The sequence below is a fragment of the Cohnella phaseoli genome, assembly GCF_003386235.1.
Classification (GTDB): Bacteria; Bacillota; Bacilli; order Paenibacillales; family Paenibacillaceae; genus Cohnella; species Cohnella phaseoli.
This window is the reverse complement of the sequence record NZ_QRDZ01000051.1, coordinates 1-26,373: the sequence shown is the minus strand read 5'-3', so window position 1 is coordinate 26,373 and position 26,373 is coordinate 1. Positions and strand designations below refer to the sequence as shown.

General features: G+C 53.5%; 27 protein-coding genes and 1 other annotated feature. Of the genes, 2 read left to right on the top strand and 25 right to left on the bottom strand.

Features of this window, described 5'->3' with window-relative positions:
- Positions 1-2: 2 nt before the first annotated feature.
- The 8 genes from rpsC to rpsJ all read right to left on the bottom strand — a co-directional run bounded on the left by rpsC (position 3) and on the right by rpsJ (position 4,239).
- The gene (rpsC, locus tag DFP98_RS36435) at positions 3-665 is read right to left on the bottom strand and encodes a 30S ribosomal protein S3 (protein WP_116065563.1); all 663 of its coding nucleotides are present in this window, start codon (positions 663-665) and stop codon (positions 3-5) included.
- A 13-nt stretch (positions 666-678) separates the two neighbouring features.
- Positions 679-1,017 carry a 50S ribosomal protein L22 gene (gene rplV / locus DFP98_RS36430; RefSeq protein ID WP_094050623.1) on the bottom strand — a complete coding sequence of 113 codons (339 nt, stop codon included), beginning with the start codon at positions 1,015-1,017 and terminating at the stop codon, positions 679-681.
- Positions 1,018-1,105: 88 nt separating this feature from the next.
- Positions 1,106-1,387: a 30S ribosomal protein S19 gene (rpsS, locus tag DFP98_RS36425; RefSeq protein WP_116065562.1), complete on the bottom strand. Its 282-nt coding sequence runs from the start codon at positions 1,385-1,387 to the stop codon at positions 1,106-1,108.
- 63 nt (positions 1,388-1,450) lie between these two features.
- Positions 1,451-2,281, bottom strand: a complete 831-nt coding sequence (rplB, locus tag DFP98_RS36420) for a 50S ribosomal protein L2 (protein ID WP_116065561.1) — start codon at positions 2,279-2,281, stop codon at positions 1,451-1,453.
- A 29-nt stretch (positions 2,282-2,310) separates the two neighbouring features.
- A complete protein-coding gene (gene rplW, locus DFP98_RS36415) occupies positions 2,311-2,604 on the bottom strand; it encodes a 50S ribosomal protein L23 (protein WP_094050626.1) in 294 nt (97 codons plus the stop codon).
- Positions 2,604-3,227, bottom strand: coding sequence for a 50S ribosomal protein L4 (gene rplD / locus DFP98_RS36410; protein ID WP_116065560.1), 624 nt, complete (start codon positions 3,225-3,227; stop codon positions 2,604-2,606). The genes rplW and rplD overlap by 1 nt, the downstream gene beginning before the upstream one ends.
- Positions 3,228-3,258: 31 nt before the next feature.
- Positions 3,259-3,885 carry a 50S ribosomal protein L3 gene (gene rplC / locus DFP98_RS36405; protein WP_116065559.1) on the bottom strand — a complete coding sequence of 209 codons (627 nt, stop codon included), beginning with the start codon at positions 3,883-3,885 and terminating at the stop codon, positions 3,259-3,261.
- Positions 3,886-3,930: 45 nt separating this feature from the next.
- On the bottom strand, positions 3,931-4,239 hold the full coding sequence (rpsJ, locus tag DFP98_RS36400; RefSeq protein WP_116065558.1) for a 30S ribosomal protein S10: 309 nt from the start codon (positions 4,237-4,239) through the stop codon (positions 3,931-3,933).
- A 341-nt stretch (positions 4,240-4,580) separates the two neighbouring features.
- Between rpsJ and DFP98_RS36395 the strand changes: the two genes are divergently transcribed.
- A complete protein-coding gene (locus DFP98_RS36395; protein ID WP_116065557.1) occupies positions 4,581-5,276 on the top strand; it encodes a DUF421 domain-containing protein in 696 nt (231 codons plus the stop codon).
- A gap of 98 nt (positions 5,277-5,374) precedes the next feature.
- Complete coding sequence (locus tag DFP98_RS36390; protein WP_116065556.1) at positions 5,375-5,962, top strand: YitT family protein; 588 nt, start codon at positions 5,375-5,377, stop codon at positions 5,960-5,962.
- Positions 5,963-6,030: 68 nt separating this feature from the next.
- Here DFP98_RS36390 and tuf read toward each other — a convergent pair whose 3' ends face one another.
- From tuf to DFP98_RS36305, 17 genes are all read right to left on the bottom strand, one after another.
- Positions 6,031-7,224 (bottom strand): elongation factor Tu, encoded by a 1,194-nt coding sequence (gene tuf / locus DFP98_RS36385; protein WP_116065555.1) that lies wholly within the window; start codon positions 7,222-7,224, stop codon positions 6,031-6,033.
- A 114-nt stretch (positions 7,225-7,338) separates the two neighbouring features.
- Positions 7,339-9,411, bottom strand: coding sequence for an elongation factor G (fusA, locus tag DFP98_RS36380; protein WP_116065554.1), 2,073 nt, complete (start codon positions 9,409-9,411; stop codon positions 7,339-7,341).
- Between the two features lie 39 nt (positions 9,412-9,450).
- Positions 9,451-9,921 (bottom strand): 30S ribosomal protein S7, encoded by a 471-nt coding sequence (rpsG, locus tag DFP98_RS36375; RefSeq protein ID WP_116065553.1) that lies wholly within the window; start codon positions 9,919-9,921, stop codon positions 9,451-9,453.
- A gap of 57 nt (positions 9,922-9,978) precedes the next feature.
- Positions 9,979-10,401: a 30S ribosomal protein S12 gene (rpsL, locus tag DFP98_RS36370; protein ID WP_116065552.1), complete on the bottom strand. Its 423-nt coding sequence runs from the start codon at positions 10,399-10,401 to the stop codon at positions 9,979-9,981.
- Between the two features lie 478 nt (positions 10,402-10,879).
- The gene (locus tag DFP98_RS36365; protein WP_116065551.1) at positions 10,880-11,584 is read right to left on the bottom strand and encodes a hypothetical protein; all 705 of its coding nucleotides are present in this window, start codon (positions 11,582-11,584) and stop codon (positions 10,880-10,882) included.
- On the bottom strand, positions 11,581-12,438 hold the full coding sequence (locus DFP98_RS36360; protein WP_116065550.1) for an ATP-binding cassette domain-containing protein: 858 nt from the start codon (positions 12,436-12,438) through the stop codon (positions 11,581-11,583). The genes DFP98_RS36365 and DFP98_RS36360 overlap by 4 nt, the downstream gene beginning before the upstream one ends.
- A gap of 108 nt (positions 12,439-12,546) precedes the next feature.
- Positions 12,547-16,170 (bottom strand): DNA-directed RNA polymerase subunit beta', encoded by a 3,624-nt coding sequence (rpoC, locus tag DFP98_RS36355; protein WP_116065549.1) that lies wholly within the window; start codon positions 16,168-16,170, stop codon positions 12,547-12,549.
- Positions 16,171-16,215: 45 nt separating this feature from the next.
- Positions 16,216-19,761: a DNA-directed RNA polymerase subunit beta gene (rpoB, locus tag DFP98_RS36350; RefSeq protein ID WP_116065548.1), complete on the bottom strand. Its 3,546-nt coding sequence runs from the start codon at positions 19,759-19,761 to the stop codon at positions 16,216-16,218.
- A 245-nt stretch (positions 19,762-20,006) separates the two neighbouring features.
- A complete protein-coding gene (locus DFP98_RS36345) occupies positions 20,007-20,621 on the bottom strand; it encodes a class I SAM-dependent methyltransferase (protein ID WP_116065547.1) in 615 nt (204 codons plus the stop codon).
- 151 nt (positions 20,622-20,772) lie between these two features.
- Positions 20,773-21,135, bottom strand: coding sequence for a 50S ribosomal protein L7/L12 (gene rplL / locus DFP98_RS36340; RefSeq protein WP_116065546.1), 363 nt, complete (start codon positions 21,133-21,135; stop codon positions 20,773-20,775).
- Between the two features lie 59 nt (positions 21,136-21,194).
- Positions 21,195-21,695, bottom strand: coding sequence for a 50S ribosomal protein L10 (gene rplJ, locus DFP98_RS36335; RefSeq protein ID WP_116065545.1), 501 nt, complete (start codon positions 21,693-21,695; stop codon positions 21,195-21,197).
- A gap of 56 nt (positions 21,696-21,751) precedes the next feature.
- Positions 21,752-21,961: a sequence feature (ribosomal protein L10 leader region), on the bottom strand.
- Positions 21,962-22,027: 66 nt separating this feature from the next.
- Positions 22,028-22,720, bottom strand: a complete 693-nt coding sequence (gene rplA, locus DFP98_RS36330) for a 50S ribosomal protein L1 (RefSeq protein ID WP_116065544.1) — start codon at positions 22,718-22,720, stop codon at positions 22,028-22,030.
- Between the two features lie 117 nt (positions 22,721-22,837).
- Complete coding sequence (rplK, locus tag DFP98_RS36325) at positions 22,838-23,263, bottom strand: 50S ribosomal protein L11 (RefSeq protein ID WP_116065543.1); 426 nt, start codon at positions 23,261-23,263, stop codon at positions 22,838-22,840.
- Positions 23,264-23,349: 86 nt separating this feature from the next.
- The gene (gene nusG, locus DFP98_RS36320) at positions 23,350-23,883 is read right to left on the bottom strand and encodes a transcription termination/antitermination protein NusG (RefSeq protein ID WP_116065542.1); all 534 of its coding nucleotides are present in this window, start codon (positions 23,881-23,883) and stop codon (positions 23,350-23,352) included.
- A 25-nt stretch (positions 23,884-23,908) separates the two neighbouring features.
- Positions 23,909-24,118 carry a preprotein translocase subunit SecE gene (secE, locus tag DFP98_RS36315; protein WP_116065541.1) on the bottom strand — a complete coding sequence of 70 codons (210 nt, stop codon included), beginning with the start codon at positions 24,116-24,118 and terminating at the stop codon, positions 23,909-23,911.
- A gap of 17 nt (positions 24,119-24,135) precedes the next feature.
- The gene (gene rpmG / locus DFP98_RS36310; RefSeq protein ID WP_094050645.1) at positions 24,136-24,285 is read right to left on the bottom strand and encodes a 50S ribosomal protein L33; all 150 of its coding nucleotides are present in this window, start codon (positions 24,283-24,285) and stop codon (positions 24,136-24,138) included.
- Positions 24,286-24,601: 316 nt separating this feature from the next.
- Complete coding sequence (locus tag DFP98_RS36305; protein WP_116065540.1) at positions 24,602-26,035, bottom strand: aldehyde dehydrogenase family protein; 1,434 nt, start codon at positions 26,033-26,035, stop codon at positions 24,602-24,604.
- Positions 26,036-26,373: the final 338 nt, after the last annotated feature.

Genomic DNA, 26,373 nt, shown 5'->3' with positions numbered 1-26,373 from the left:
GATCAGTTGCCTCCTTCCTGGACAGCTCTTTTCTTCGCCGGAAGGACTTCGCCGCGGTAGATCCATACTTTTACGCCGATACGGCCGTAAGTCGTATGAGCTTCCGCTGTTCCATAATCGATGTCAGCACGAAGCGTGTGCAGCGGCACCGTTCCTTCGCTGTATCCTTCTTGACGAGCAATCTCCGCTCCACCCAGACGACCGCTAACGGAAGTCTTGATTCCTTTTGCTCCAGCGCGCTGCGTCCGTTGCATCGCTTGTTTCATAGCGCGACGGAAGGAAACGCGACGTTCCAGTTGTTGCGCGATGCTCTCGGCAACGAGGATAGCGTCCAGCTCAGGGTTTTTGATTTCAGAGATGTTGATGTGTACTTTCTTGCCGTTCGTCAGCTTGGTCAGTTGGCCGCGAAGCACTTCGACTTCCGAACCGCCTTTACCGATGACGATACCTGGCTTAGCCGTATGAATCGTAACGTTGACGCGATTGGCCGCACGTTCGATTTCGATTTTGGAAACCGCGGCTTCTTTCAGCTTCTTCTTCAGGAATTCACGGATTTTGACGTCCTCGATGAGGAGGGAGCCGAAATCTTTGTCCGCATACCATTTGGATTCCCAGTCACGAATGATGCCGATACGAAGACCGACGGGATTTACTTTTTGACCCACACGTTGTCCCTCCTTATTTCTCGGATACGACCAGCGTAATATGGCTGGAACGTTTGAAAATACTGAATGCACGACCTTGGGAACGAGGCTGGAACCGTTTCATGGTTGGTCCTTCGTTAACGAAGGCTTCGGAAACGACCAATTTGTTCACGTCGAGCTGATAGTTGTGTTCGGCGTTAGCAATCGCGGAGTTCAGCAGCTTCTCCAGAACCGGAGAGGCCGAACGAGGCGTATGACGCAAAATCGCGATCGCGTCTCCAACCTTCTTGCCGCGGATCAAGTCCACGACCAGGCGGACTTTGCGCGCCGGAATGCGAATGTTATTCACAACAGCTTTCGCTTGCTGAGACATCGGTGTACCTCCTCCCTTACGTACGTCTCGTGACGATCGCCCGCTACGTCTTCAACGCTCGGGCTCGATCTCACTTCGTAGGGTTATATTAGCGTTTGCCTGTTTTCTTGTCGTCGTCCGTATGGCCTTTGAACGTACGCGTAGGCGCGAATTCGCCCAGTTTGTGACCGACCATGTCTTCAGATACATAGACCGGCACGTGCTTGCGACCGTCGTATACCGCGAACGTCTGACCCACGAATTGCGGGAAAATCGTCGAGCGGCGAGACCAAGTCTTGATAACGACTTTTTTATTCGAACCGGACAGTTCTTCTACTTTCTTAAGCAGATAGTCGTCCACGAAAGGTCCTTTTTTCAAACTGCGACCCATGGAATGCTCCTCCCTTCAAACCGGCTTGAGAGTTCGACGCTCGCGCCGGCAAGCAAGTAACGATTACTTGCTGCGGCGACGAACGATGTATTTGCCAGAAGCTTTTTTCTTCTTGCGAGTCTTGTAGCCCAGAGTTGGCTGACCCCATGGAGAGAGCGGGGATTTGCGTCCGATTGGAGCGCGTCCTTCGCCACCGCCGTGCGGGTGATCGTTCGGGTTCATGACGACGCCGCGAACGGTCGGGCGTTTGCCTAACCAGCGATTACGGCCGGCTTTACCGATGTTAAGCAATTCGTGGTCTTGGTTACCAACTGTGCCGATCGTTGCGCGGCAAGTTTTGAGAATACGGCGAATCTCGCCGGAAGTCAAACGAATTGTAACGTAGGCTTCTTCTTTACCAAGCAATTGAGCGCTTGTGCCTGCTGCGCGAACAAGTTGTCCGCCTTTGCCGGGCTTAAGCTCAATGTTGTGGATAACCGTACCAACAGGAATGTTCTCCAGCGGAAGCGTGTTGCCCACTTTGATGTCGGCTTCAGGTCCGGACGTAATCACGTCGCCGACTTTAAGGCCTTTTGGAGCGATGATGTAAGCTTTCTCACCGTCCGCATAGTTGATCAAAGCGATATAAGACGTACGGTTCGGATCGTATTCGATTGTAGCCACGCGAGCGGGGATGCCGTCCTTCGTGCGCTTGAAGTCGATAATCCGGTATTTACGCTTATGTCCGCCGCCGTGGTGGCGAACCGTAATTTTACCTTGATGGTTGCGGCCTGCGCGTTTGGAGAGCGGCGCGAGCAACGATTTCTCGGGCTCGTTCGTCGTAATCTCTTCGAACGTGGCGATCGTCATTTGACGACGGCTGGCCGTTGTCGGATTAAACTTTTTGACTGGCAATTGGATTCCCTCCTTACTTTAGAGACTTTTTATACGGAAGCTTCAAAGAAATCCAGCGGTTTGCTGTCTTCGGAAAGCTGCACGATGGCTTTTTTCCACTCGGACGTATAACCGCTGTGTCTGCCGTAGCGCTTCGGCTTGGCAGGCATTCTGAGCGTATTTACGCCGACGACCTTCACCTTGAAGATCTGCTCGATCGCTTGCTTAATTTCCGTTTTGTTAGCTTTCAGTTCAACTTCGAACACATATTTGCGCTGTTCGATGAACTCGCTCGTACGCTCGGTAATGACCGGTCGTTTGATCAAATCGCGAGGGTTTCTCATTACGCGAACACCTCCTCGACTTTAGCGACCGCATCCTTCGTGATGATCAATTGATCATGCTTCATCACGTCGAGGACATTAATTCCGTCTGCAGCGACGAACTTCACGCCTGGGATGTTGCGGGCGGACAGAGCCACGTTCTCTTCGTAGTCCGCAGTAACGACCAGCGCTTTGCGGGATACTTTGAGATTGTTCAAGATTTTTGCAATTTCCTTCGTTTTCGGTTGGGCCAGGCTCAGTTGATCAAGAACGATCAATTGGTTATCCACAACTTTGCTGGATAGAGCCGACTTGATGGCCAAACGACGAACTTTACGAGGCAATTTGAAGCCATAGCTGCGTGGCGTCGGTCCGAAGACGATGCCGCCGCCTTTCCATTGCGGCGAACGGATGCTGCCCTGACGAGCGCGTCCGGTACCTTTTTGTTTCCATGGCTTACGTCCGCCACCGCGCACTTCAGAACGTCCTTTAGTGTCGTGTGTGCCGGAACGAACGGCAGCTTGCTGGAGCAATACGGCGCTGTGCAGAACGTGTACATTCGGCTCTAGGCCGAATACTCCTTCCGCCAGATCCAATTGTCCGACTTCTTTGCCGTCTACGTTAAATACGGATACTTTCGGCATGAGTGGTCCTCCTTTCCTCTTACGTTACGAATTATTTCTTCACCGCTGTGCGGATTTTGAGATAGCTGTTGCGAGCGCCCGGTACGGAGCCCTTGATCAGCAGCACATTGCGCTCTGCGTCGACTTTGACGATTTCCAGGTTTTGAACCGTGATCGTCTCGCGGCCCATGCGACCGTGCATCTTCTTACCTTTCGGCACGCGGTTTGCGTCACGAATCGTCGCGAGCGAACCGTTACCGCGGTGGAATTTCGAACCGTGCGTCATTTTGCCGCGGGCAAAGCCCCAACGCTTAATGGCGCCTACAGTTCCTTTACCTTTGGAAATCCCCGTTACGTCAACAATATCGCCCTCGGAGAATTGGTCAACTTTAAGTTCCTGACCAACTTCAACTTCTGCTGGCGTAAGTCCGCTAACTTCGCGGATGAAGCGCTTGGGGCCCGTGCCTGCCTTCTTTGCGTGGCCGATCGCGGGTTTGGTAGCCAGCTTTTCGCGTTTGTCCGCGAAGCCGAGCTGAACTGCTTCGTATCCGTCGTTATCCGCAGTTTTCTTTTGCAATACGATGTTCGGAGTCGCTTCTACTACAGTAACAGGCACTACGCTGCCGTCCGCTGCGAAGATTTGCGTCATTCCGAGTTTACGTCCCAAGATTCCTGACATGTTGACACCTCTTTTCTTGATGAATCTGTTTGGCTCCAGGCCTTATTACAGTTTGATTTCGATATCGACGCCAGACGGCAGATCAAGGCGCATCAGCGCATCTACCGTTTGCGGCGTCGGATTGACGATATCAATCAAACGCTTGTGCGTACGCATTTCGAACTGTTCACGCGAGTCCTTGTACTTGTGGACCGCACGCAGAATCGTGATGATCTGCTTTTCAGTCGGCAGCGGGATTGGACCCGACACACCTGCACCAGTACGTTTTGCAGTTTCTACGATTTTCTCCGCGGATTGATCGAGAACACGGTGATCGTAGGCTTTCAAACGGATGCGGATTTTTTGCTTTGCCATAGAATTCCCTCCTTCATTCGCCCAATTTTGGAATCGGACATACTCCGTGAGAATAACCCGACTTGCACCTGTTGGCCACCCTTATGGCAAAGGGGCCGGGTGTGTCGGCAACCTCTCACATCAGCGCACAGTCACAGACCAACATTCACTATTATAGCGATCTGCCCATGCAAATGCAACAAATAATTTTCATAAATTAAAAACGTACCGATCCGATCCGATTTGCCCCTTCGTCTTCTCATCGCAGCACATACATGAGGGCGATATTTTTGGAGACACTGATGCAATGAACGTCTACACTTCGGTTTGCAGCACAGCAACCCTTTAATGGAGGAATCGGTATGCCGACATGGCTGGAGATTACGCTTCGAACTTTTATGGCTGTCGCCGTCTTATTTATTATCACTCGGATTCTTGGAAAGAGGCAGGTGTCGCAACTGTCGCTATTCGAGTACATAACGGGAATTTCGATCGGCAACCTGGCGGCCTACTTGTCGCTCGATACCGATTCAGAGTGGTACATCGGCATTGTGGCTCTTGTCGTGTGGGTAAGCATTTCGTATGGCATTGAAGTTCTACAGTTGAAAAGCAAAAGGGCGCGCGACTTCCTGGACGGTACCTCGACCATCTTAATGAGGAACGGGAAAATTCTCGAAGATAACTTGAGGGAAGAACGAATCACATCGGACGAATTGCTGGAGATGCTGCGCAAAAAAAACGTGTTTAACGTGGCTCAGGTCGATTTCGCGATTCTGGACACTAGCGGAGAACTGAACGTTCTGCTCAAAAAGGAATACCAGCCGCTTACTCCTTCCGACATCAACTTGCCGGTGCCTCCCGAGAAGTACAATATGGCGGTCATTATGGACGGAAAAATTATGGAGGACTCCTTGAAGAAAGTCGGGTTGAATCGCGACTGGCTGAATAGCAAGCTCCGTCAACTCGGAGTCTCTATGGACAAAATCTATTTCGCACAGGTCGACTCGCAGAACAAGCTATATATCGATCCATACGACGACTCCCTTAAGCGCCACTAATAGAGAACGTTTTTCCCCTTTTTTCCAGTTAAACGTCATTCTCCGCCTGTCTTCTCCATATAAATAAGACAGGCAGGGAATGAAAGGGATGATCGGTTTTGCTCTCGTTTCGAAAGCTTGTCGTTATCGTGGTCGGTTGTCTGTTAATCGCCGTAGGAATCGACTTCTTCGTTATGCCGCTCAAAGTGCTCGACGGAGGTTTTATCGGAATCGCATTGATCAGCAATTATTTGTTCGGAGTCAAGGTCGGCATTATCCTTATCGCATGCAGTTTGCCTGTCTTCGTATATACTTGGTTTAAGGATCGAGGCTTTTTTTTCAACAGCCTGTTTGGAATGATATTTCTGTCCTACGCCATCGATCTCCTCGATCCCTACAATCCGTTTGCCCCTATTATTGCGGTTCACCCCTTCGTCGCCTCGGTTGTGGGCGGAATGTTTATCGGAATCGGCTTCGGAATACTGCTAAAATTCGACACAAGCACCGGCGGCGTCGACCTGTTGGCCAAGCTGCTGGCGAAAAAGATGAAAATCAATGTGGGCCTTCTGATTCTTATTATGGATGCGATTGTGATCGGAGCAGGAGGAATTCTATTTTCGCTCGATACGTTTTTTCTGTCCATTGCGACAATCACTTCCGGCGGTCTTGCGACGAGCCTCTGCACCTCTAAATTTTTCGCTTACTGATTACATATATAATAGAAGAAAAAAAATGTCCAAGGCTGAAAGCCTTGGACATTTTTGTTTTGAAGCTCTTATTTTTGGATGGATGCAACTGCGCCTGCGCCTACCGTACGGCCGCCTTCGCGAATAGCGAAGCGAGTACCTTCTTCGATAGCGATCGGGGAGATCAGTTGAACCGTAACTGTGATGTTATCGCCAGGCATAACCATCTCAGTGCCTTCCGGCAGGTTGATGATGCCCGTTACGTCCGTCGTACGGAAGTAGAACTGCGGACGGTAGCCTGTGAAGAAAGGCTTGTGACGGCCGCCTTCAGCAGAAGTCAGAACGTAGATTTGAGCCGTGAATTCCGTGTGAGGCTTAACGGAACCTGGCTTTGCGATAACTTGACCGCGCTCGATATCTTTACGGTCAACGCCACGGAGCAATGCGCCGATGTTGTCGCCAGCTTGAGCTTGGTCGAGCAATTTACGGAACATTTCAACGCCCGTTACAACCGTTTTGCGAGTTTCTTCGTGCAGGCCGATGATTTCAGCCTCGTCGCCGACTTTGATGATACCACGCTCAACACGGCCAGTAGCAACCGTACCGCGACCTGTGATCGTGAACACATCCTCAACCGGCATCAAGAAAGGCTTGTCAGTTGCGCGCTCAGGAGTCGGGATGTAGCTGTCGATAGCTTCGAACAGCTCAACGATTTTGTCAGCCCAAGGGCCGTCTGGATTAGCCAGAGCTTCACGGGAAGCGCCGCGAACGATTGGAGTGTCGTCGCCTGGGAACTCATACTCGTTCAACAGGTCGCGAACTTCCATCTCAACCAGCTCGAGCAGCTCTTCGTCTTCAACCATGTCGCACTTGTTCAGGTAGACGACGATGTAAGGAACGCCTACTTGACGGGAGAGCAGGATGTGCTCGCGCGTTTGCGGCATTGGGCCGTCAGCAGCGGATACAACCAGGATTGCGCCGTCCATTTGAGCAGCGCCCGTGATCATGTTTTTAACGTAGTCAGCGTGTCCTGGGCAGTCAACGTGAGCGTAGTGACGGTTAGGCGTCTCGTACTCAACGTGAGCCGTGGAGATCGTGATTCCGCGCTCGCGCTCTTCTGGAGCTTTGTCGATTTGGTCGAATGCTACAGCAGCACCGCTTCCGTATTTTTTGTTCAATACCGAAGTGATTGCAGCAGTTGTCGTCGTTTTACCGTGGTCAACGTGACCGATCGTGCCGATATTCACGTGGGGTTTGTTACGTTCGAATTTAGCCTTAGCCATTGATACTGTTCCTCCTTAATGAGTAAAAGGATTTGATTTTTTATTTAATGACGTGGGAGCGCCGCATCAAGCGATTCTCCCTCCGCCTGCTTTCCAGAAAAGGCAAACTTACGCTCAGCCTTTTGCCTTGGACACGATTTCTTCGGAGATGGATTTAGGCACTTCTTCGTAGTGCGACAGCTCCATCGAGAATACACCGCGACCTTGCGTACCGGAACGAAGAGTTGTGGAGTATCCGAACATCTCTGCCAACGGCACCTTCGCACGAACGATTTGTGCGCCGAAACGCATATCCGATCCTTCGATGCGTCCGCGGCGGGAGCTCAGCATACCCATAACGTCGCCGAAATACTCTTCGGGTACCGTTACTTCAACCTTCATGATCGGCTCGAGCAACACAGGATTACATTTGTCCTTCGCTGCTTTAAGCGCCATCGATCCGGCGATTTTGAACGCCATCTCCGAGGAGTCGACGTCGTGATAAGATCCGTCGAAGATCGTTGCTTTGATATCTACGAGCGGGAAGCCGGCAAGTACGCCGTTCTTCATCGACTCTTCGATACCGGCTTGTACCGGAGCGATATATTCGCGCGGTACGACGCCGCCGACGATCTTGTTCTCGAACGCGAAGCCGGCACCCGGCTCCTGAGGTTCGAACTCGATCCAGACGTGGCCGTATTGACCGCGTCCGCCGGATTGACGAACGAATTTGCCTTCGACTTTCGCCGGCGTGCGGAACGTCTCGCGGTAAGCAACCTGCGGCTTACCAACGTTCGTCTCGACTTTGAATTCGCGAAGCATACGGTCAACGAGAATTTCGAGGTGAAGCTCGCCCATCCCCGAGATAATCGTTTGGCCGGTTTCTTCGTCCGTGTGAGCACGGAACGTCGGATCTTCTTCAGCCAGCTTCTGCAGAGCGATACCCATTTTGTCTTGGTCGGCCTTTGTTTTCGGCTCAACCGCAAGCTGGATAACCGGCTCTGGGAAGTTCATGGACTCAAGAATAACCGGATTCTTCTCGTCGCACAGCGTGTCGCCTGTCGTCGTATCCTTCAGACCTACTGCCGCAGCAATATCTCCGGAGTAGACGATGTCGATTTCTTGACGGCTGTTCGCGTGCATTTGGAGAATACGGCCGATACGCTCGCGTTTGCCTTTCGTCGCGTTAATAACGTAAGAACCGGAGTTCAGTACGCCAGAGTAAACGCGGAAGAAAGTCAGACGGCCAACGTAAGGGTCGGTCATGATTTTGAACGCCAGCGCCGCGAACGGCTCGCTGTCTGAAGACTTGCGCGTCGTTTCCGTGCCGTCGTCCAGAACGCCCTTGATGTCAGGAACGTCCGTCGGAGCAGGCAGGTAAGCGACTACAGCGTCCAGCATTGGCTGAATGCCTTTGTTGCGGTAGGAAGTACCGCAGACGACCGGGAAGATTTTCACTTCGCAGACGCCTTTGCGCAGAGCTGCTTTGATTTCTTCAACGGTAAGCTCTTCGCCTTCCAGATACTTCATTGTCAGCTCTTCGTCAAGCTCTGCAACCTTCTCTACGAGAATAGCGCGCAGCTCTTCGACTTTGTCGGCATATTCCGCAGGAATTTCGATCTCGTCCGGCGCTTTGCCCTTGTCGTCGGTGTACTTGTATGCGACGCGCTCAACGATGTCGATCATGCCGATAAACGTATCTTCGGCACCCATCGGATATTGAATTGCGACCGCATTCGCGTTCAGACGCTCTCTCATGTCGTTGATAACATTGAGGTAGTCTGCACCGATGATGTCCATCTTGTTAACGTAAGCGATCCGCGGTACGCCGTAACGGTCGGCTTGACGCCATACCGTCTCGGATTGCGGCTCTACGCCTTCTTTGGCGCTAAAAACGCCAACGGCCCCATCCAATACGCGCAGGGAGCGCTCGACTTCTACCGTAAAGTCAACGTGACCCGGAGTGTCGATAATATTGATGCGGTGACCTTTCCACTGAGCAGTCGTTGCGGCAGACGTAATCGTAATGCCGCGCTCTTGTTCTTGCTCCATCCAGTCCATCGTCGCAGCGCCTTCGTGCACTTCGCCGATTTTATGAGTACGGCCGGTAAAGAACAGAATCCGTTCAGTAGTCGTGGTTTTACCCGCATCAATGTGCGCCATAATCCCGATGTTGCGCGTATTTTGCAAGGAGAACTCTCTAGCCATGAATATAGTCTCCCTTCAAAATGTCTAGCTTCGCGAAAATTACCAGCGGTAGTGAGCGAACGCTCTGTTCGCTTCCGCCATTTTGTGAGTGTCCTCACGCTTCTTGACTGCTGCGCCCGTGTTGTTGGAAGCGTCCAGAATTTCTGCTGCCAGACGTTCTTCCATCGTTTTCTCGCCGCGATTGCGTGCGTAGTTCACGAGCCAACGCAGTCCAAGCGACGTGCGGCGCTCAGGTTTAACTTCGATCGGAACTTGATAGTTTGCTCCACCTACACGGCGAGCTTTAACTTCAAGCACTGGCATGATATTCTTGATCGCCGCTTCAAAAACCTCCATTGGGTCTTTGCCGGAGCGCTCTTGAATCAATTTGAACGCATCATAAAGCAATTGTTGCGCTACGCCTCTCTTACCGTCGATCATGATACGGTTAACAAGGCGAGTTACCAGTTTGCTGTTGTACAGCGGATCCGGGAGTACGTCCCGTTTCGGAACCGGTCCTTTGCGTGGCATTAAGGTTCCTCCTTTCTCGTTCTTAACGTTCAGTCAGCTTAGGCCGTCTGTAACGAATTAGGATTTCTTCGCTTTCGCTCTTTTCGTTCCGTACTTGGAACGAGCTTGTTTACGGTTGTTAACTCCCGCCGTATCCAATGCTCCGCGAACGATGTGGTAACGAACACCCGGAAGATCTTTAACCCGGCCTCCACGTACAAGAACGACACTGTGTTCTTGCAGGTTGTGGCCGATTCCTCCGATGTAGGCTGTCACCTCTACGCGGTTCGTCAAGCGAACACGAGCGTATTTACGAAGAGCGGAGTTCGGTTTTTTCGGCGTCATCGTACCTACACGGGTGCAAACCCCGCGCTTTTGAGGAGCGCTCAGATCCGTTTCCACGCGTTTGAGAGCGTTGAAACCTCTTTGGAGCGCCGGCGATTTCGATTTTACAACCTTCGATTGACGACCTTTACGAACGAGCTGGTTGATTGTTGGCATGTTGCCACCCCCTTCCCTTGACGGGTAAAAAATATAAAGAATAAGCGATCGGATCGACGCGGTCGCGAAGCCCACAGATCCAGGTGGTTCATTTTGAGAGACGAGAAAGGGCCCGACCGGAGATCCGCACGCAAGCGGTCAACCGCATCAAACCCGTTATTCCTATTCTCAAGCGGCTCGGCGAATCGCCGGCCGACAACACTTCACCATCGCCCAGGTCCGCACCGGTCAGGATACGTCGGATGGACGCACCTCTGGCACACACTAGAACATATTATCACTTCGAAAATGACGTGTCAAGAACCTAGATTCCAACTTAGGCGTGTCTGCATACTCCGAGGACAGCAGATATTGCCGAATTTTCGTTCCATGCAAGGAACTTTTGTGAAGGCGTACCGGAGGTACGTCAAGCAAATGTGACGCAGCAGGGTGCGAAAAGGCGATGAAAGACGCCCCCGAGCGGGTGTGCAGACACGCCCTAGAGCATCTTTCGTTTCATCAGTCGCAAATAAACGAGCAATAAAATCAGACTGTACAGCGGCGGAGCGAGCAGCGCGTAAGCCGCCTCCGCCATCGAAGCGGTTTCGTAGCGATTAAAAGCATCGATCAGGGAAAATACCGGAGGAAGCAAATAGGCGATAAAGCTCAGCCCTTCGGGAAGCGATTCCCGGATGCCGCCGGCGGCAAAGGAAAGACTCAATACCAGAACCAAACCCGTAATGGCGTAATTTAATTTTCCAACCAGTCTGCAAGTGAAGAGATAGGCGATTCCGACTCCCAGCAGCGCCATTCCCATGTGACCGGCCAACGCCGACAATACTTCTTCGACTCCAGGCTGTCTGTCGAACTTGTTGAATAAGATCGGGTAGAACGTCGCAAAAATGGTCAGACACGCGCCAACTCCGAGCATAAGCAGCCACCTGCCGACAAAATACGTAATCCATCCTCCGGCATGCAGTACACCGACAAGCTGCTGCGTTTCGTCTTCAGCGTCTACGAACCCGAAGCCTAGCCAAGCCGCAATCAAAAACGTCAAGGAGACCGTCATAGAGTAACTCGGCATCACCGGATTCGGCACAACGGTATAGACGAAGATGAGGAATGTCATGAACGCCAAGAGCGGTGCGACATAGCGATACGATCTGACATAATCATGGAAAGCAAAACGCAACGTTCCGATCATCTCGCTCCCGGCCTCCCTTCTTCATCCGCAACGGAATGAATGCGGCCTCCGGAGTTCAATATAGCAAGCAGGAAAGCGTCGGCCTGTCCAGCCTCGACCACGGCCCGCCAACCCGCCCGCACTCTCTGTAACCGAATATCCGCCGTCATCAAGTTGCACACCTGTTGCGCCGCTTCCTCCTCCAGTTGAAAATCGATTGTTTTGACGCGGATAGGAGCGATCTTTTCATTTTCCTCTATGGTGATTTTCCCTTCCGTCAGCCGTACGGTCCGATCGGCGATCCGCTGCGCAAGGTGGAGCTCGTGCGACGAGTATACGATCGCAATTCCTTTGGCCTTAAGGCCCGCTAACGCTTCAGTCAACTCCTCACGCGTCCGTTCGTCCAGCCCGGACAGCGGCTCGTCGAGCAGCAGCAGCTCGGGCTCTTCCAGCAGGGCCTGCATCAGATTGACTTTCTGCAGCATCCCTTTGGAGTAATGCCTTAAACGCCCGGAGTTGGAAGGAAGCCGAAACAGTTCCAGCAATTCGTCCACACGCTGTTCCGACTGTGCGGGGTTCATCCCTCTAATCTTGCACATCGCTCGCAAATATTCTTCGGCCGTAAAACGAAGTTTGGGAAACCGATCCGGTGCGAATCCGATTCGCTTATACGGAAGTGCGGAGCGTCTCTCCCCCGCTTCGATCGGACTAAGACCGCTTATAACTTTGAGAAGAGTGCTTTTGCCGCTGCCGTTGCGCCCTAGCAGCGCGATAACTTCCCCGCGGTGAATAGACAGAGACAGCTTGTTTAATACGACTTTTCCGGACAAGCGGCGTTCAATATCGACAAGAGCGACAAGCGGGGTGTCCGTCATCCTTTTACCTCCGGCAGCTCTAAAATGAAGTGGGGGTGCTCGTTAGGCGCGCGAATTTCGCAAAAAAGCGGATACCGCTGACGGTATCCGCTTCTATGTCTATCGATTTTACTCCGCGCCTACCGGCTCAAGCTCGGCCTCTTCATCCGTTTGCTCGTCAAACGGCGAGACGACCTTGATGTTGCGGTAACGTGCCATTCCCGTACCTGCAGGAATGAGCTTCCCGATAATGACGTTCTCCTTGAGTCCGAGCAGGCGGTCGACCTTGCCTTTGATAGCGGCATCGGTCAGAACGCGAGTCGTCTCTTGGAAGGACGCTGCCGACAGGAACGAATCCGTCTCGAGAGACGCCTTCGTAATCCCCAGCAGTACCGGGCGAGCAACCGCAGGCTCTTTGTCGGAGAGGATCGCTTCGCGGTTGGCTGCTTCATACTCATGCAAGTCGACAAACGCGCCTGGAAGCAGCGGCGTATCTCCGGGATCAACGATGCGGATCTTACGAAGCATCTGCTTGATCATAACTTCGATATGTTTGTCGTTGATCTCAACGCCCTGGTTCCGGTATACGCGCTGTACCTCTTGCAGAATGTAGTTCTGCACCCCGCGAATGCCCTTGATGCGCAGCATTTCTTTAGGGTCGATCGAGCCGTCCGTCAGTTCGTCGCCGGCTTCGACCTGCTGGCCTTGCACGACGCGAATGCGCGAACCGTAGCTGACCGGGTAAATCTTCGATTCAGCTCCGCCTTGCAGCTCGATTTCACGACGGTCCTTCGTCTCGCGAATTTCCTTGATGACGCCGTCGAGCTCGGAGATGATCGCTTGACCTTTCGGATTACGCGCTTCGAACAGCTCCTGAATACGCGGCAAACCTTGAGTGATATCGTCTCCGGCAACGCCGCCGGTGTGGAACGTACGCATCGTGAGCTGCGTTCCCGGCTCGCCGATCGATTGCGCGGCAATGATGCCGACGGATTCGCCGATCTCCACTTGCTTGCCAGTCGCCAGGTTGCGTCCGTAGCAGAGCTTACAGACGCCGTGACGGGCGCGGCAGCTAAGCACGGAACGAATCTGAATGCTCTTGATGCCCGCGCGAACGATCTCTTCCGCCTTCGGCGTATCGAGCAGATCGTTGCGGTGAGCAATGATCTCTTTCGTCTCCGGATGGCGAACCGTCTCGAACGCGTAGCGTCCTTCGATTCGGTCGAACAGATCTTCGATAACCTCTTTGCCGTCCTCGATCCGAGAAACGGTAATGCCTTTATCCGTGCCGCAATCGTCCTCGCGGACGATGACGTCCTGCGCGACGTCGACGAGACGACGAGTCAGATAACCCGAGTCGGCGGTACGAAGAGCCGTATCGGCCAGACCTTTCCGCGCTCCGTGCGTGGAGATGAAGTACTCCAATACGGTAAGGCCTTCGCGGAAGTTCGACTTGATCGGCAACTCGATAATCCGTCCGGACGGGTTCGCCATCAAGCCGCGCATTCCGCCCAACTGGGTGATTTGCGACTTGTTGCCCCGCGCCTTGGAATCGACCATCAGCATGATGCTGTTGTAGCGATCCATGGATTTCATCAGGATGTCCGTGATCTCGTCCTTCGTCTTGCTCCAGATTTCGATAACGCGGTCGCGGCGTTCTTCGTTCGTGATCAGACCGCGACGATATTGCGTTGTAACGACTTTGACGCGCTCTTCGGACTTCTTGAGAATCTCTTGCTTCTCCTCAGGTACGATAACGTCGGAGACGCCGATCGTAATACCCGCCCGCGTCGAGTACGTAAAGCCGAGCTGCTTGATGTTATCCAGGATGACCGACGTCTGCGTCGTATGGTAAATACGGAAGCATTCGCCGATGATGTTGCCCAGATATTCTTTGCCTACTGCTCCAGGGATGGCCGGATCCTCGATAAACTTCGAGAGGTCGGCGCCCTTTTCGTAGATGAAATATTTATCCGGCGTACCTTTAACGAGGTTTTCTTTCGTCGCCTCGTTAATGTAAGGGAACGTGTCCGGGAAAATTTCGTTGAAAATGATTTTGCCGATCGTCGTTACGATCAGAGCTTCCTGCTGTTCCGGCGTGAACGTCTTCTTCTTCAGTTCCTTAACCGGAATAACGACGCGGGCGTGCAGCGAAACGCCTTCCGTGCCGCGTTGATAAGCGGAAACCGCTTCGTTAACGTTGGCGAACTTAAACCCGGAGCCGTAAGATTTGTTGTTATCCATCGTCAGGTAGTAGCAACCAAGTACCATATCCTGCGACGGAGTAACGACCGGCTTGCCGTCTTTCGGGTTCAAGATGTTGCCGGCAGCCAGCATGAGCAAGCGGGCTTCCGCTTGCGCTTCGGCCGACAATGGCACGTGAACGGCCATCTGGTCGCCGTCGAAGTCGGCGTTATACGCCGTACAGACGAGCGGGTGAAGCTTGATTGCGCGGCCTTCGACCAGAATCGGTTCGAAAGCTTGAATGCCCAATCTGTGCAGTGTCGGCGCGCGGTTCAGCAGCACGGGGTGCTCCTTGATAACTTCCTCCAGCACGTCCCATACTTCTGGGCTGACGCGTTCGACTTTGCGCTTCGCGCTCTTGATGTTGTGAGCCAAGCCTTTCAGCACAAGCTCCTTCATCACGAACGGCTTGAACAGCTCCAGCGCCATTTCCTTCGGAAGACCGCACTGGTACATTCTCAAGCTCGGGCCTACAACGATAACCGAACGACCGGAGTAGTCGACCCGCTTACCGAGCAGGTTTTGACGGAAACGTCCTTGCTTTCCTTTCAGCATATGGCTGAGGGATTTCAGCGGACGGTTGCCCGGTCCCGTTACCGGACGGCCGCGGCGGCCGTTGTCGATCAAGGCGTCGACCGCTTCCTGAAGCATCCGTTTCTCGTTCTGCACGATAATGTCCGGAGCGCCCAGGTCGAGCAATCTCTTCAGCCGGTTATTCCGGTTGATGACGCGGCGATACAGGTCGTTCAAGTCGCTCGTCGCGAAGCGTCCGCCGTCCAGTTGGACCATCGGGCGAAGCTCCGGAGGAATGACCGGAAGCACGTCGAGAATCATCCAGTCCGGCAGGTTGCCGGAGTTGCGGAACGATTCGATAACTTCCAGGCGCTTGATCGCACGGTTGCGGCGTTGGCCTTGAGCCGTGCGAAGCTCTTCCTTAAGCGTCTCGAGCTCGCGATCGAGGTCGATGTCCTGCAGCAGCTTCTTGACCGCTTCCGCGCCCATGCCGGCATGGAACGCATAGCCGTACTTGTCGCGGTAGCTGCGGTACTCTTTCTCGGAGAGCAGCTGTTTCTTCTCCAGCGGCGTATCGCCCGGATCCGTGACCACATAGGATGCGAAGTAGATGATCTCCTCGAGCGAACGAGGAGACATGTCCAGCGCCAGACCCATGCGGCTAGGAATCCCTTTGAAATACCAGATGTGGGATACCGGAGCGGCAAGCTCGATATGGCCCATCCGCTCGCGGCGCACCTTAGCCCGGGTGACTTCGACGCCGCAGCGATCGCAGACGACGCCTTTGTAACGCACTCTCTTATACTTGCCGCAATGACATTCCCAGTCCTTGGTCGGTCCGAAAATTTTCTCGCAGAACAAGCCTTCTTTTTCCGGTTTTAACGTCCGGTAGTTTATCGTTTCCGGCTTCTTGACTTCGCCTCTGGACCACGATCTGATCTTATCGGGCGAAGCCAAACCGATCTTCATAAACTCAAAGTTATTGACGTCTAACAAGGAGCAAGCCCTCCTTCATCGTTGCTAAGATTTCGGATCCTAAAGTTATTCGACGCCAACCTCGGAACCTTCGAGGTTCAGATTCAGCTTATCTCCCGCGGAATCCTCATCGTCGTCGATTTCCTTCATTTCGATCTCCTGCTCGTCGCCGGACAGGATCTTCACGTCCATGCCCAAGCTTTGGAGCTCTTTGATCAATACTTTGAACGATTCAGGAACGCCCGGCTCCGGTACGTTCTCGCCCTTAACGATCGATTCGTACGTTTTCACGCGCCCGACGACATCGTCGGACTTGACGGTCAAAATCTCTTGCAGCGTGTAGGCCGCGCCGTAAGCCTCGAGCGCCCAAACCTCCATCTCCCCGAAGCGCTGGCCGCCGAACTGGGCTTTACCGCCGAGAGGCTGCTGCGTAACGAGCGAGTACGGACCTGTGGAACGGGCGTGAATCTTATCGTCAACCATGTGCGCCAGCTTGATCATGTACATGACGCCGACAGTAACTTCGCGTTCGAACAGTTCTCCCGAACGTCCGTCGCGAAGGCGCCATTTGCCGTTGCGCGCCATGCCGGCCTCTTCCATCGTATCGAAGACGTCGTGTTCGGACGCTCCGTCGAATACTGGCGTAGAGGCGTGGATGCCGAGCAGCTTACATGCCATGCCGAGATGGACCTCAAGCACTTGCCCGATGTTCATCCGGGAAGGTACCCCCAGCGGGTTCAGAACGACCTGTACAGGCGTTCCGTCCGGCAGGAACGGCATATCTTCTTCCGGCAAAATACGGGCGATAACCCCTTTGTTTCCGTGACGTCCGGCCATTTTGTCGCCTTCGGAAATTTTCCGCTTCTGGGCGATATAGGCACGCACGAGCTGGTTAACCCCAGGAGGCAGCTCGTCGCCGTTCTCGCGGGTAAACACTTTAACGTCAACGACGATGCCGTCCGTACCGTGCGGTACTCGCAGCGACGTATCGCGCACTTCGCGCGCCTTCTCGCCGAAGATCGCATGCAGCAGCCGCTCTTCCGCCGTCAACTCGGTAACGCCCTTCGGCGTAACCTTGCCGACGAGAATGTCGCCTGCGCTGATTTCCGCGCCGACGCGGATGATGCCGCGCTCGTCGAGATTGCGCAGCGCGTCTTCGCCGACGTTCGGGATGTCGCGCGTAATCTCTTCAGGCCCAAGCTTCGTATCGCGCGCTTCCGACTCGTACTCTTCGATGTGAATCGAAGTGTAGACGTCCTCGCGAACGAGTCTTTCGGAGAGCAGGATCGCATCCTCGTAGTTGTAGCCTTCCCACGTCATAAAGGCAACGACGACGTTGCGGCCGAGCGCGAGCTCGCCCTTGTCCGTAGAAGGACCGTCCGCCATAATGTCGCCTTTCTTGATCACGTCGCCGCGGCGAACGAGAGGACGCTGGTTGATGCACGTCCCTTGGTTGGAACGCATGAACTTTTGCAGCTTGTATTTGATAATGTCGCCTTTGACTTCCTTGCCGTCGATGATCTCGACGCGGCGCAGTTGGATTTCATTGGCAGACACGCGTTCGATATATCCGTCGTATTTGGATACAATACATACCCCGGAGTCCTTCGCAGACTTATGCTCCATGCCCGTTCCGACAAACGGAGCTTCCGGAATGAGCAGCGGAACGGCTTGACGCTGCATGTTCGATCCCATCAGCGCGCGGTTGGAGTCATCGTTCTCAAGGAACGGAATCATCGCTGTTGCGACCGACACAACCTGCTTCGGAGAAACGTCCATGTAGTCTACCCGGTCGCTCGGCATCGTCAAGATATTATCGGTCTGCTTGTTGTAGCGTACGATAATGTTCTCTTCCTGGAACGTACCGTCCGGGTTCAGCAACGCATTCGCTTGCGCGATAATGTAGTTATCCTCTTCGTCCGCGGTCATGTAGACGATCTCTTCGGTGACGCGGTTCGTGTTCGGATCAACTTTGCGGTAAGGCGCTTCGATAAAGCCGTACTCGTTAATTCTCGCGAAGGAGGACAACGAGTTGATCAGACCAATGTTCGGTCCCTCCGGCGTCTCAATCGGACACATCCGGCCGTAGTGCGAGTTGTGAACGTCCCGCACCTCGAAGCCCGCGCGTTCCCGCGTGAGACCGCCTGGTCCGAGCGCGGACAGACGGCGCTTGTGCGTCAATTCCGCCAGCGGGTTCGTCTGGTCCATAAACTGCGACAGCTGGGAAGATCCGAAGAACTCCTTGATCGCCGCAATGACCGGACGAATGTTGATCAACGCTTGCGGCGTGATCGCATTCTGGTCCTGGATCGACATCCGCTCGCGAACGACGCGCTCCATCCGGGACAGACCGATACGGAACTGGTTTTGCAGCAATTCGCCGACGGAACGCAGACGACGGTTGCCCAAGTGGTCGATGTCGTCGGTGTTGCCGATGCTTTGCAGCAGGTTCATGAAGTAGTTGATCGACGCGATAATATCCGCCGGCGTAATGTTCTTAACCGTCTTGTCGATGATCCCGTTGGAGATTACCTTCACGACTTTGCCGTCTTCCAGCGGAGAGAATACGTTGACCGTCTGCAGAGGAATATCCTCTGCTTCTTGAACGCCGCCGACAACGCGATAGTTCTTAAAGCCGACATTCTTCTCAAGCATCGGCAAGATTTGATCGAGCAGTCTGCGATCGATCATCTGGCCGGCTTCGGCGATGATCTCGCCCGTCGAAGGATCGACCAGCGTCTCGGCAAGCCGTTGGTTGAACAAGCGGTTTTTGATATGCAGCTTCTTGTTGACCTTATAGCGGCCCACGTTCGCCAGATCGTAACGCTTCGGATCGAAGAAACGAGCAATCAGCAAGCTGCGCGCGTTCTCGAGCGTAGGAGGCTCGCCCGGGCGAAGACGCTCGTATATCTCGATGAGCGCTTTCTCGGTCGAATCCGTGTTGTCCTTCTCAAGCGTGTTGCGAATGTAATCGTCTTGTCCGAGCAGATCGAGAATTTCGGCGTCTGTTCCGAAACCAAGCGCGCGAAGAAGCACCGTAACGGGAATTTTCCGCGTACGATCGATCCGCACGTATATAATATCTTTAGCATCCGTCTCAAGCTCAAGCCAGGCTCCGCGATTCGGGATGATGGTGGCGGTGTAATTCTTCTTGCCGTTCTTATCCACTTTCGTACTGAAATAGACACTCGGGGAGCGCACCAATTGACTGACGATAACGCGTTCCGCGCCGTTGATAATGAACGTGCCCGTCTCCGTCATAAGCGGGAAATCGCCCATGAACACTTCCTGCTCTTTCACTTCGCCGGTTTCCTTGTTAAGCAACCGAACTTTCACGCGAAGCGGAGCCGCGAAGGTGACGTCGCGTTCCTTGGATTCGTCAACCGAATATTTGGGCTCTCCCAGGCTGTAGTCGATAAACTCCAACACCAAGTTGCCCGTAAAATCGGAGATCGGCGAAATATCCTGAAAAATTTCCCGCAAACCCTCGTCCAAAAATTTCTGGTACGATTGCTGCTGGATTTCGATCAGGTTGGGAACGTCCAACACTTCATTAATTCGGGCGTAGCTGCGCCGCGTACGGCGGCCATACTGAACAAGATGTCCTGCCAACTTAACCTCACCCCTTAAGTCTGCTTCAACACATAAATAAAGAAAAGCCACTTATGCGCCGGTAGGCGGCACAATGGCAACTCACCCTGCCTTTACCCCAAAACAAACCCATTATACGCCAATTGATGCAAAGTTATTCCTGGGAAAGGACCTGAGTTTGAGGGCTTCCGTGTTGAAGACAATTAGCCCATCCTAATACTGACATTTTCTAATAATACCACAGCGAATTTGTCAAGTCAATTTTTTTATGCACTTTTTGTTTTTTTGGCCTTGTAAATCCGAAATCCTTTGTCCTTAGCGACTTCCGCGACTTCTTCCTCGCCAAAAATTTCTTCCAATTTGGCTCGCGCGGATGGAGCGCCCTGCTTGTTCTGGATCACAATCCAAAGCTCCCCTCCGGGATTCAGCCTTTCGAAAGCTTCCGAGAACACCCGGTGAACAACGGCTTTGCCTGCGCGAATCGGAGGATTGGACAGAATGATGTCGAAGCTGTCCTCCCGAACGGCTTCGTACAGGTCGCTCTGCGCGAACGAGACGTTGCTTATTCCGTTCGCTTCCGCATTCAGTCTGGCCAACTCAACCGCCCGCTCGTTAATATCGATCAGCTTGACATGTCCTTGCGGCGCAAGGCGGGCCGCAACAAGTCCGATCGGACCGTATCCGCATCCGATATCCAGCACCTTCGCATCGGCGGGAAACTCCATATGCTCGATCAGCGCCCGACTGCCGTAGTCCACCCCGTCCCGCGAAAACACGCCAGCATCCGACATCAGCCTCAGACGAACGTCGCGCAGCGTCGTTTCGAAGACGCGCCGATCGCTCGCCGACTGAGGCTTGACCGAATAGTAATGATCGTTCATTCGTGTGACACCTCCGCACTTCTGTAGGGATGCCTTCTTTGCGAGGGAGTTCATAAAGCCCGCTTTTGACCACATATTTAAGCATGATCAACTTTACGCATGAACAAACCCCTCGAAGAAAATCTTCAAGGGGTTCGTGAGGTCCCGCTTATTATTTTACTTCTACTTTAGCGCCAGCTTCTTCAAGCTTAGCTTTAACTGCGTCCGCTTCTTCTTTGGACGCTTTCTCTTTGATTGGCTTCGGTGCGTTGTCAACGAGGTCTTTAGCTTCTTTCAAGCCAAGGCCCGTCAGCTCGCGAACCGCTTTGATAACGTTGATTTTGGAAGCGCCAGCGTCAGTCAGGATAACGTCGAATTCAGTTTGCTCAGCAGCCGCTTCAACAGCGCCGCCTGCAACTACAGCTACAGGAGCTGCTGCCGTTACGCCGAATTCTTCTTCGATTGCTTTAACCAGGTCGTTCAGTTCGAGAACAGTCATCGCTTTGATGGCTTCCAAGATTTGCTCTTTGCTCATTTGTGTATCCTCCATTGTATTGAGATCAGTTGATCTTCATAATTTGATGAAAATTGGGATTATGCGCTTGCTTCGTTCTTCTCCGATACCGCTTTAACCGCGAGGGCGAAGTTGCGGACAGGAGCTTGAAGAACGCTAAGCAGCATGGACAGCAAGCCTTCGCGGGAAGGAAGATCCGCCAACGCCTTCACTTGAGCCGCGTCGTAGAACACTCCGTCTACGATACCGCCTTTGATTTTCAGCGCATCGTTCTTCTTCGCGAAATCGCTGAGGATCTTAGCTGGAGCTACGGCGTCGGCGCCGAATGCAACAGCCGTCGGTCCGGTCAACACGCTGTCAAGATCGCTCAGGTCCGCGCTTGCTGCAGCGCGGCTAACCAGAGAGTTCTTCAGAACTTGGAATTCAACGCCGGCTTCGCGCAGCAACTTACGGAGCTGGGTCACTTGAGCTACGTTCAGACCGCGATAGTCGGCAACGACCGTGCTGCTGCTCTCGCGGAGCTTGGCTGCAATCGCGTCGACTTCCTGCTGTTTAGCTGCAATGATTTTCGCATTTGCCATTGTGTGCACCTCCTATAGTGGTTTGGATAAACTCCGTATATACTCTCGCAAAGTCCCGAGGCATAAGAAATGCCCCCACAGAAGTTGCGGAGGCATGGCACGACTTGCTTGCATGCGGACGCACACGGCGTCCGGCACGCAAGATAAGCTCTATTCACACACCTCGGTAGGAAATTAAGCTGGGCGACGGTCTCATAGTCGGCGAATGCCGCTATTATACTCGCTCCCCAAGCACCTACGGTCTACGGTATCCATATTCGTTTGTCAACTTCATCAGACTACCATTAAAGCGGTCCGATGTCAAAGACCGTTTGTTGCCAGCAGCTTAGGAATTAGCGATATACCGCCACGTTAACGCGAGCGCCTGGTCCCATCGTGGAAGAAACCGCGATGTTCTTCAGGTAGATTCCTTTAGCAGATGCAGGCTTAGCACGGTTCAGCGCGTCGATCAGAGCTTTCAAGTTCTCGTTCAGCTTCTCAGCGTCGAACGAAACTTTGCCGATCGGAGCGTGAATTTGTCCGGCTTTGTCCAGACGGTATTCGATTTTACCGGCTTTGATCTCTTGGATAGCCTTCGTAACGTCGTTCGTTACGGTGCCAGCCTTAGGGTTCGGCATTAAGCCTTTGCCCCCGAGAATACGGCCGAGTTTACCGACTTCGCCCATCATGTCCGGAGTCGCGACGCAGACGTCGAACTCGAACCATCCCTGTTGGATTTTGTTGATGAGGTCGGCATCCCCCACGTAGTCCGCTCCCGCAGCTTCAGCTTCTTTCAGCTTGTCGCCTTTCGCGAATACGAGGACGCGTTGCGTTTTGCCGGTGCCGTGAGGCAGGACGACTACGCCGCGCACTGCTTGATCTTGTTTTCTCGGATCAACGCCGAGACGGACAGCCGCTTCGACAGTTTCGTCGAATTTGGCCGTTGCCGCTTTCTTCACGAGCTCGATCGCTTCCAACGATTCGTAGGTTGCGTCGCGGTCGATCAGCTTGGCGGACTCATTGTATTTCTTGCCGTGTTTTGCCAAGTTGTTCTCCTCCTTTTGTGGTATTAACGGTTTCGATCCGCCACCCGTAATAGGGAACAGGCAGAATCTCCTCCCACTTGCGCGTCCATTCGGGCGCGCGAACCGCCATTAAGGCGATTAGTCTTCGATAGCTACGCCCATGCTGCGAGCCGTACCTTCGACCATACGCATAGCAGCCTCAACGGAAGCCGCGTTCAAGTCTTGCATTTTCTGCTCGGCGATCTCGCGAACTTTCGCGCGCTTAACCGTAGCGACTTTCTTCTTGTTCGGCTCGCCGGAACCTTTTTGGATTCCCGCCGCTACGCGAAGCAGTACCGCTGCCGGAGGAGTTTTCGTCTCGAACGTGAAGGAACGATCCTCGTAAACGGAAATAACGACCGGAATTACCAGGCCGGCTTGATCCGCCGTGCGAGCGTTGAACTCTTTACAGAATTGCATGATGTTAACGCCAGCTTGACCGAGCGCAGGACCGATTGGCGGCGCAGGGTTAGCTTTACCCGCGTTAACTTGCAACTTTACCAGCTTAATCACTTTCTTTGCCATGTTGCACACCTCCCTGACCCATAATGCGGTTTAACGGAACTCTCGCCCCTCCCGCTCTTTCAAGAAACCCGAACCACAAAGATAACTTATATCTTCTCCACTTGAGTGAAATCCAACTCAACCGGGGTTTCCCTGCCAAACATGTTGACATGCACCTTAAGCTTGCTCTTGTCGGCGAGAATCTCTTCCACGGATCCGACAAAATTGGCGAAAGGACCGACTTTGACGCGGACGTTCTCTTTCAGTTCGAAATCGACTGCCGGCTTCGGCTCGTCCATGCCCATATGACGCAGAATTCCTTCCACTTCATCAGGCAGAAGCGCCGTCGGCTTCGATCCCGATCCGGTAGAGCCTACAAAGCCGGTAACGCCCGGCGTATTGCGGACTACATACCAAGAATCGTCCGTCTGGATCATCTCTACGAGGACGTAGCCCGGATACACTTTACGCATAACCGTCTTTTTCTTGCCGTCCTTGTTGACGATCTCTTCTTCCATCGGCACGAGGACGCGGAAGATTTTGTCTTGCATACCCATAGATTCCACGCGCTTCTCCAGGTTCGCCTTAACTTTGTTCTCGTACCCGGAGTACGTGTGCACTACGTACCATCTTTTCTCCATGGAAAAGCCACCTTTGGTTCCTGCGTCAGATGATCATATCGACGAGGGATGAAATACCGATGTCCAGCACCCAGAAATAGATCGTAACCAGAACCACCGTCACAATAACAATGACAGTGTAGCTTACGAGTTCTTTCCGGTTGGGCCAACGGACCTTCTTTAGTTCGTTCCAGCTATCGGCAAAAAACGAAAAAAAGGACCCAAAGTTTTGCTTCATTTTAGCCAGGAAAGTCACGTTCATACCTCCTAGGGTTACCGCGTCTCGCGATGAGGAGTATGTTCATTGCAAAATTTGCAGAACTTCTTCAACTCGATGCGATCGGCGTGAGTCCGTTTATTCTTGCTCGACGTGTAGTTCCGTTGCTTGCAGCTCGTGCAAGCCAGCGTGATGATCACCCGCATCCCTTCCACCTCCCGGGACCATGACTTCATAAAAATACAACCATTCAGCGGAAACTCCAGCTTGGCGAACCAAGGCTGAGTTTGAAATTGCCGGCTGATGGCAAGCCATCAAGACAACAATTCCTGGTGTTTCGCCGATGATTCAGAGCCAGCGCATAAGAAACCACATTAAGGTTACTAAAATAATTTATCACAGGGGCATATCGATGTCAACGAAAACCGTCTGGACAAGTGTTAACCTTACAAAATCGGCTTAATACCATTCTTCCTGTTTTCGCTCTATTTAACCGTCGGCCCCGGAAAAATAGACTTCCCGCTAACCGAGGCGCTTGTTGATGACGACCAATTTCGTCTCCGTCATCTCCTCGACCGCATATTTGACGCCCTCGCGCCCCGTCCCGCTTTCCTTGACGCCGCCGTACGGCATATGGTCGACGCGGAACGTCGGAATATCGTTGATCATGACGCCCCCTACCCGCAGCCTCTCGGCCGCGCCAAGCGCCGTAAACAAATCGGTCGTATAGATGCCGGCCTGCAGTCCGTATGACGAATCGTTCACCTCGCCGATCGCTTCGTCCACCGACTTTACGCTGCCGATTACGACGAGCGGAGCGAACGCTTCCCGACACGACACCTTCATTTGCCGGTCCGCCTCCGTAATGACGGTCGGCTCGAGCATCCCGTTCTTGACGGCTCCCCCCGTCGCAATTTTAGCTCCTTCGTCCCTCGCCTCCCGAATCCAGCCCAGTGCCCGCTCTGTCTCACGGGGAGATATCATCGCCGACAGATCCGTCTCGGGATCGAACGGATCGCCCTGTTTTAAGCGTTTTGCCGCCTTTACAAACTTCTCGACGAAGCTTTCGTAAACTTCCTCATGGACGTAAATCCGTTGAAGAGAGATACATACCTGACCTTGATTGGAGAAAGCGCCGGTCACGCAGCGCGGCATGATCGCATCGAGATCGACGCCTCTGTCGACGATAAGCGCCGAATTGGAGCCAAGCTCCAAAGTTACGCGCTTTAGTCCCGCTTTCGCTCGTATGCTTTTGCCAACCGCCGGACTTCCGGTGAACGTAATCATCGCGACCCGCTCGTCCTCCACGATCACGGCGCCTGCGACCTCCCCGTGCCCGGGCACCACGTTCAGCGCCCCCGAAGGCAGTCCGGCTTCCGCGAACAGCTCGGCGATATACAGCGCCGACAGAGGCGTCTGCTCGGCCGGCTTCAGCACAACGGTATTGCCGGCGGCGATCGCGGGCCCGACTTTGTGCGCGACCAGATTAAACGGGAAGTTAAACGGCATGATCGCCCCGATAACGCCCAACGGCTCCCGCACCGTATACGCCAACCTGTCTTCTCCTCCCGGAGCGGCATCGAGCGGTATCGTCTCTCCGCCGATTCGCTTCGCTTCTTCTGCGGCGAACTTGTAAGTCTGCACCGTGCGGCCGATCTCCGCCCTGGCGGCCTTGATCGGCTTGGCCGCCTCCAGGACGATCAGCCGCGCAGCTTCCTCAATGCGGCTGTCGAGCAGTGCGGCTACCCGCTCCAGAATGGCCGCCCGCTCATGCGCCGGCAGAGCGGCCATCGCAGCTTTCGCCTCGCAGGCCGCGCGAATCGCTTCGTCCGTCTCCGTTTTATCGGCGACGGGGACTTCAGCAATAATCTCCCCCGAGTAAGGCGACCTCAGTTCCTCGCAGCTCCTCGCTTCCTGCCATCGACCGCCGATGAACAACCTTTTTCTCTCTTCCACTTCACTTCGACTCCTTTCTCTCCGCTCTTGCTTTACTTACCTTCTACGCTGAGTCCGCTTCTGCACTCCCCTTCGATCCTATTGCCAATAAAGCGGGAAACCCGCTTTATTTCCGGCTACCGGGGCGATTCGGCTCAATTAAATCGGGTTTTCCGCTTTAATTTTCGAAAAAACGGCTTTTCTCAAATTTAAGATGGAAAACCCGCTTTATACGGTGCGACCCCCTAATTCCGGAGTCTTCCATATCAAACCGACTCATGTCGCAGTTATGCTCTTTATTTCACGTTCTTTCTCGGCCAGAAGAATTTTGACCGGTCATCTAGACTCATGACCCATTC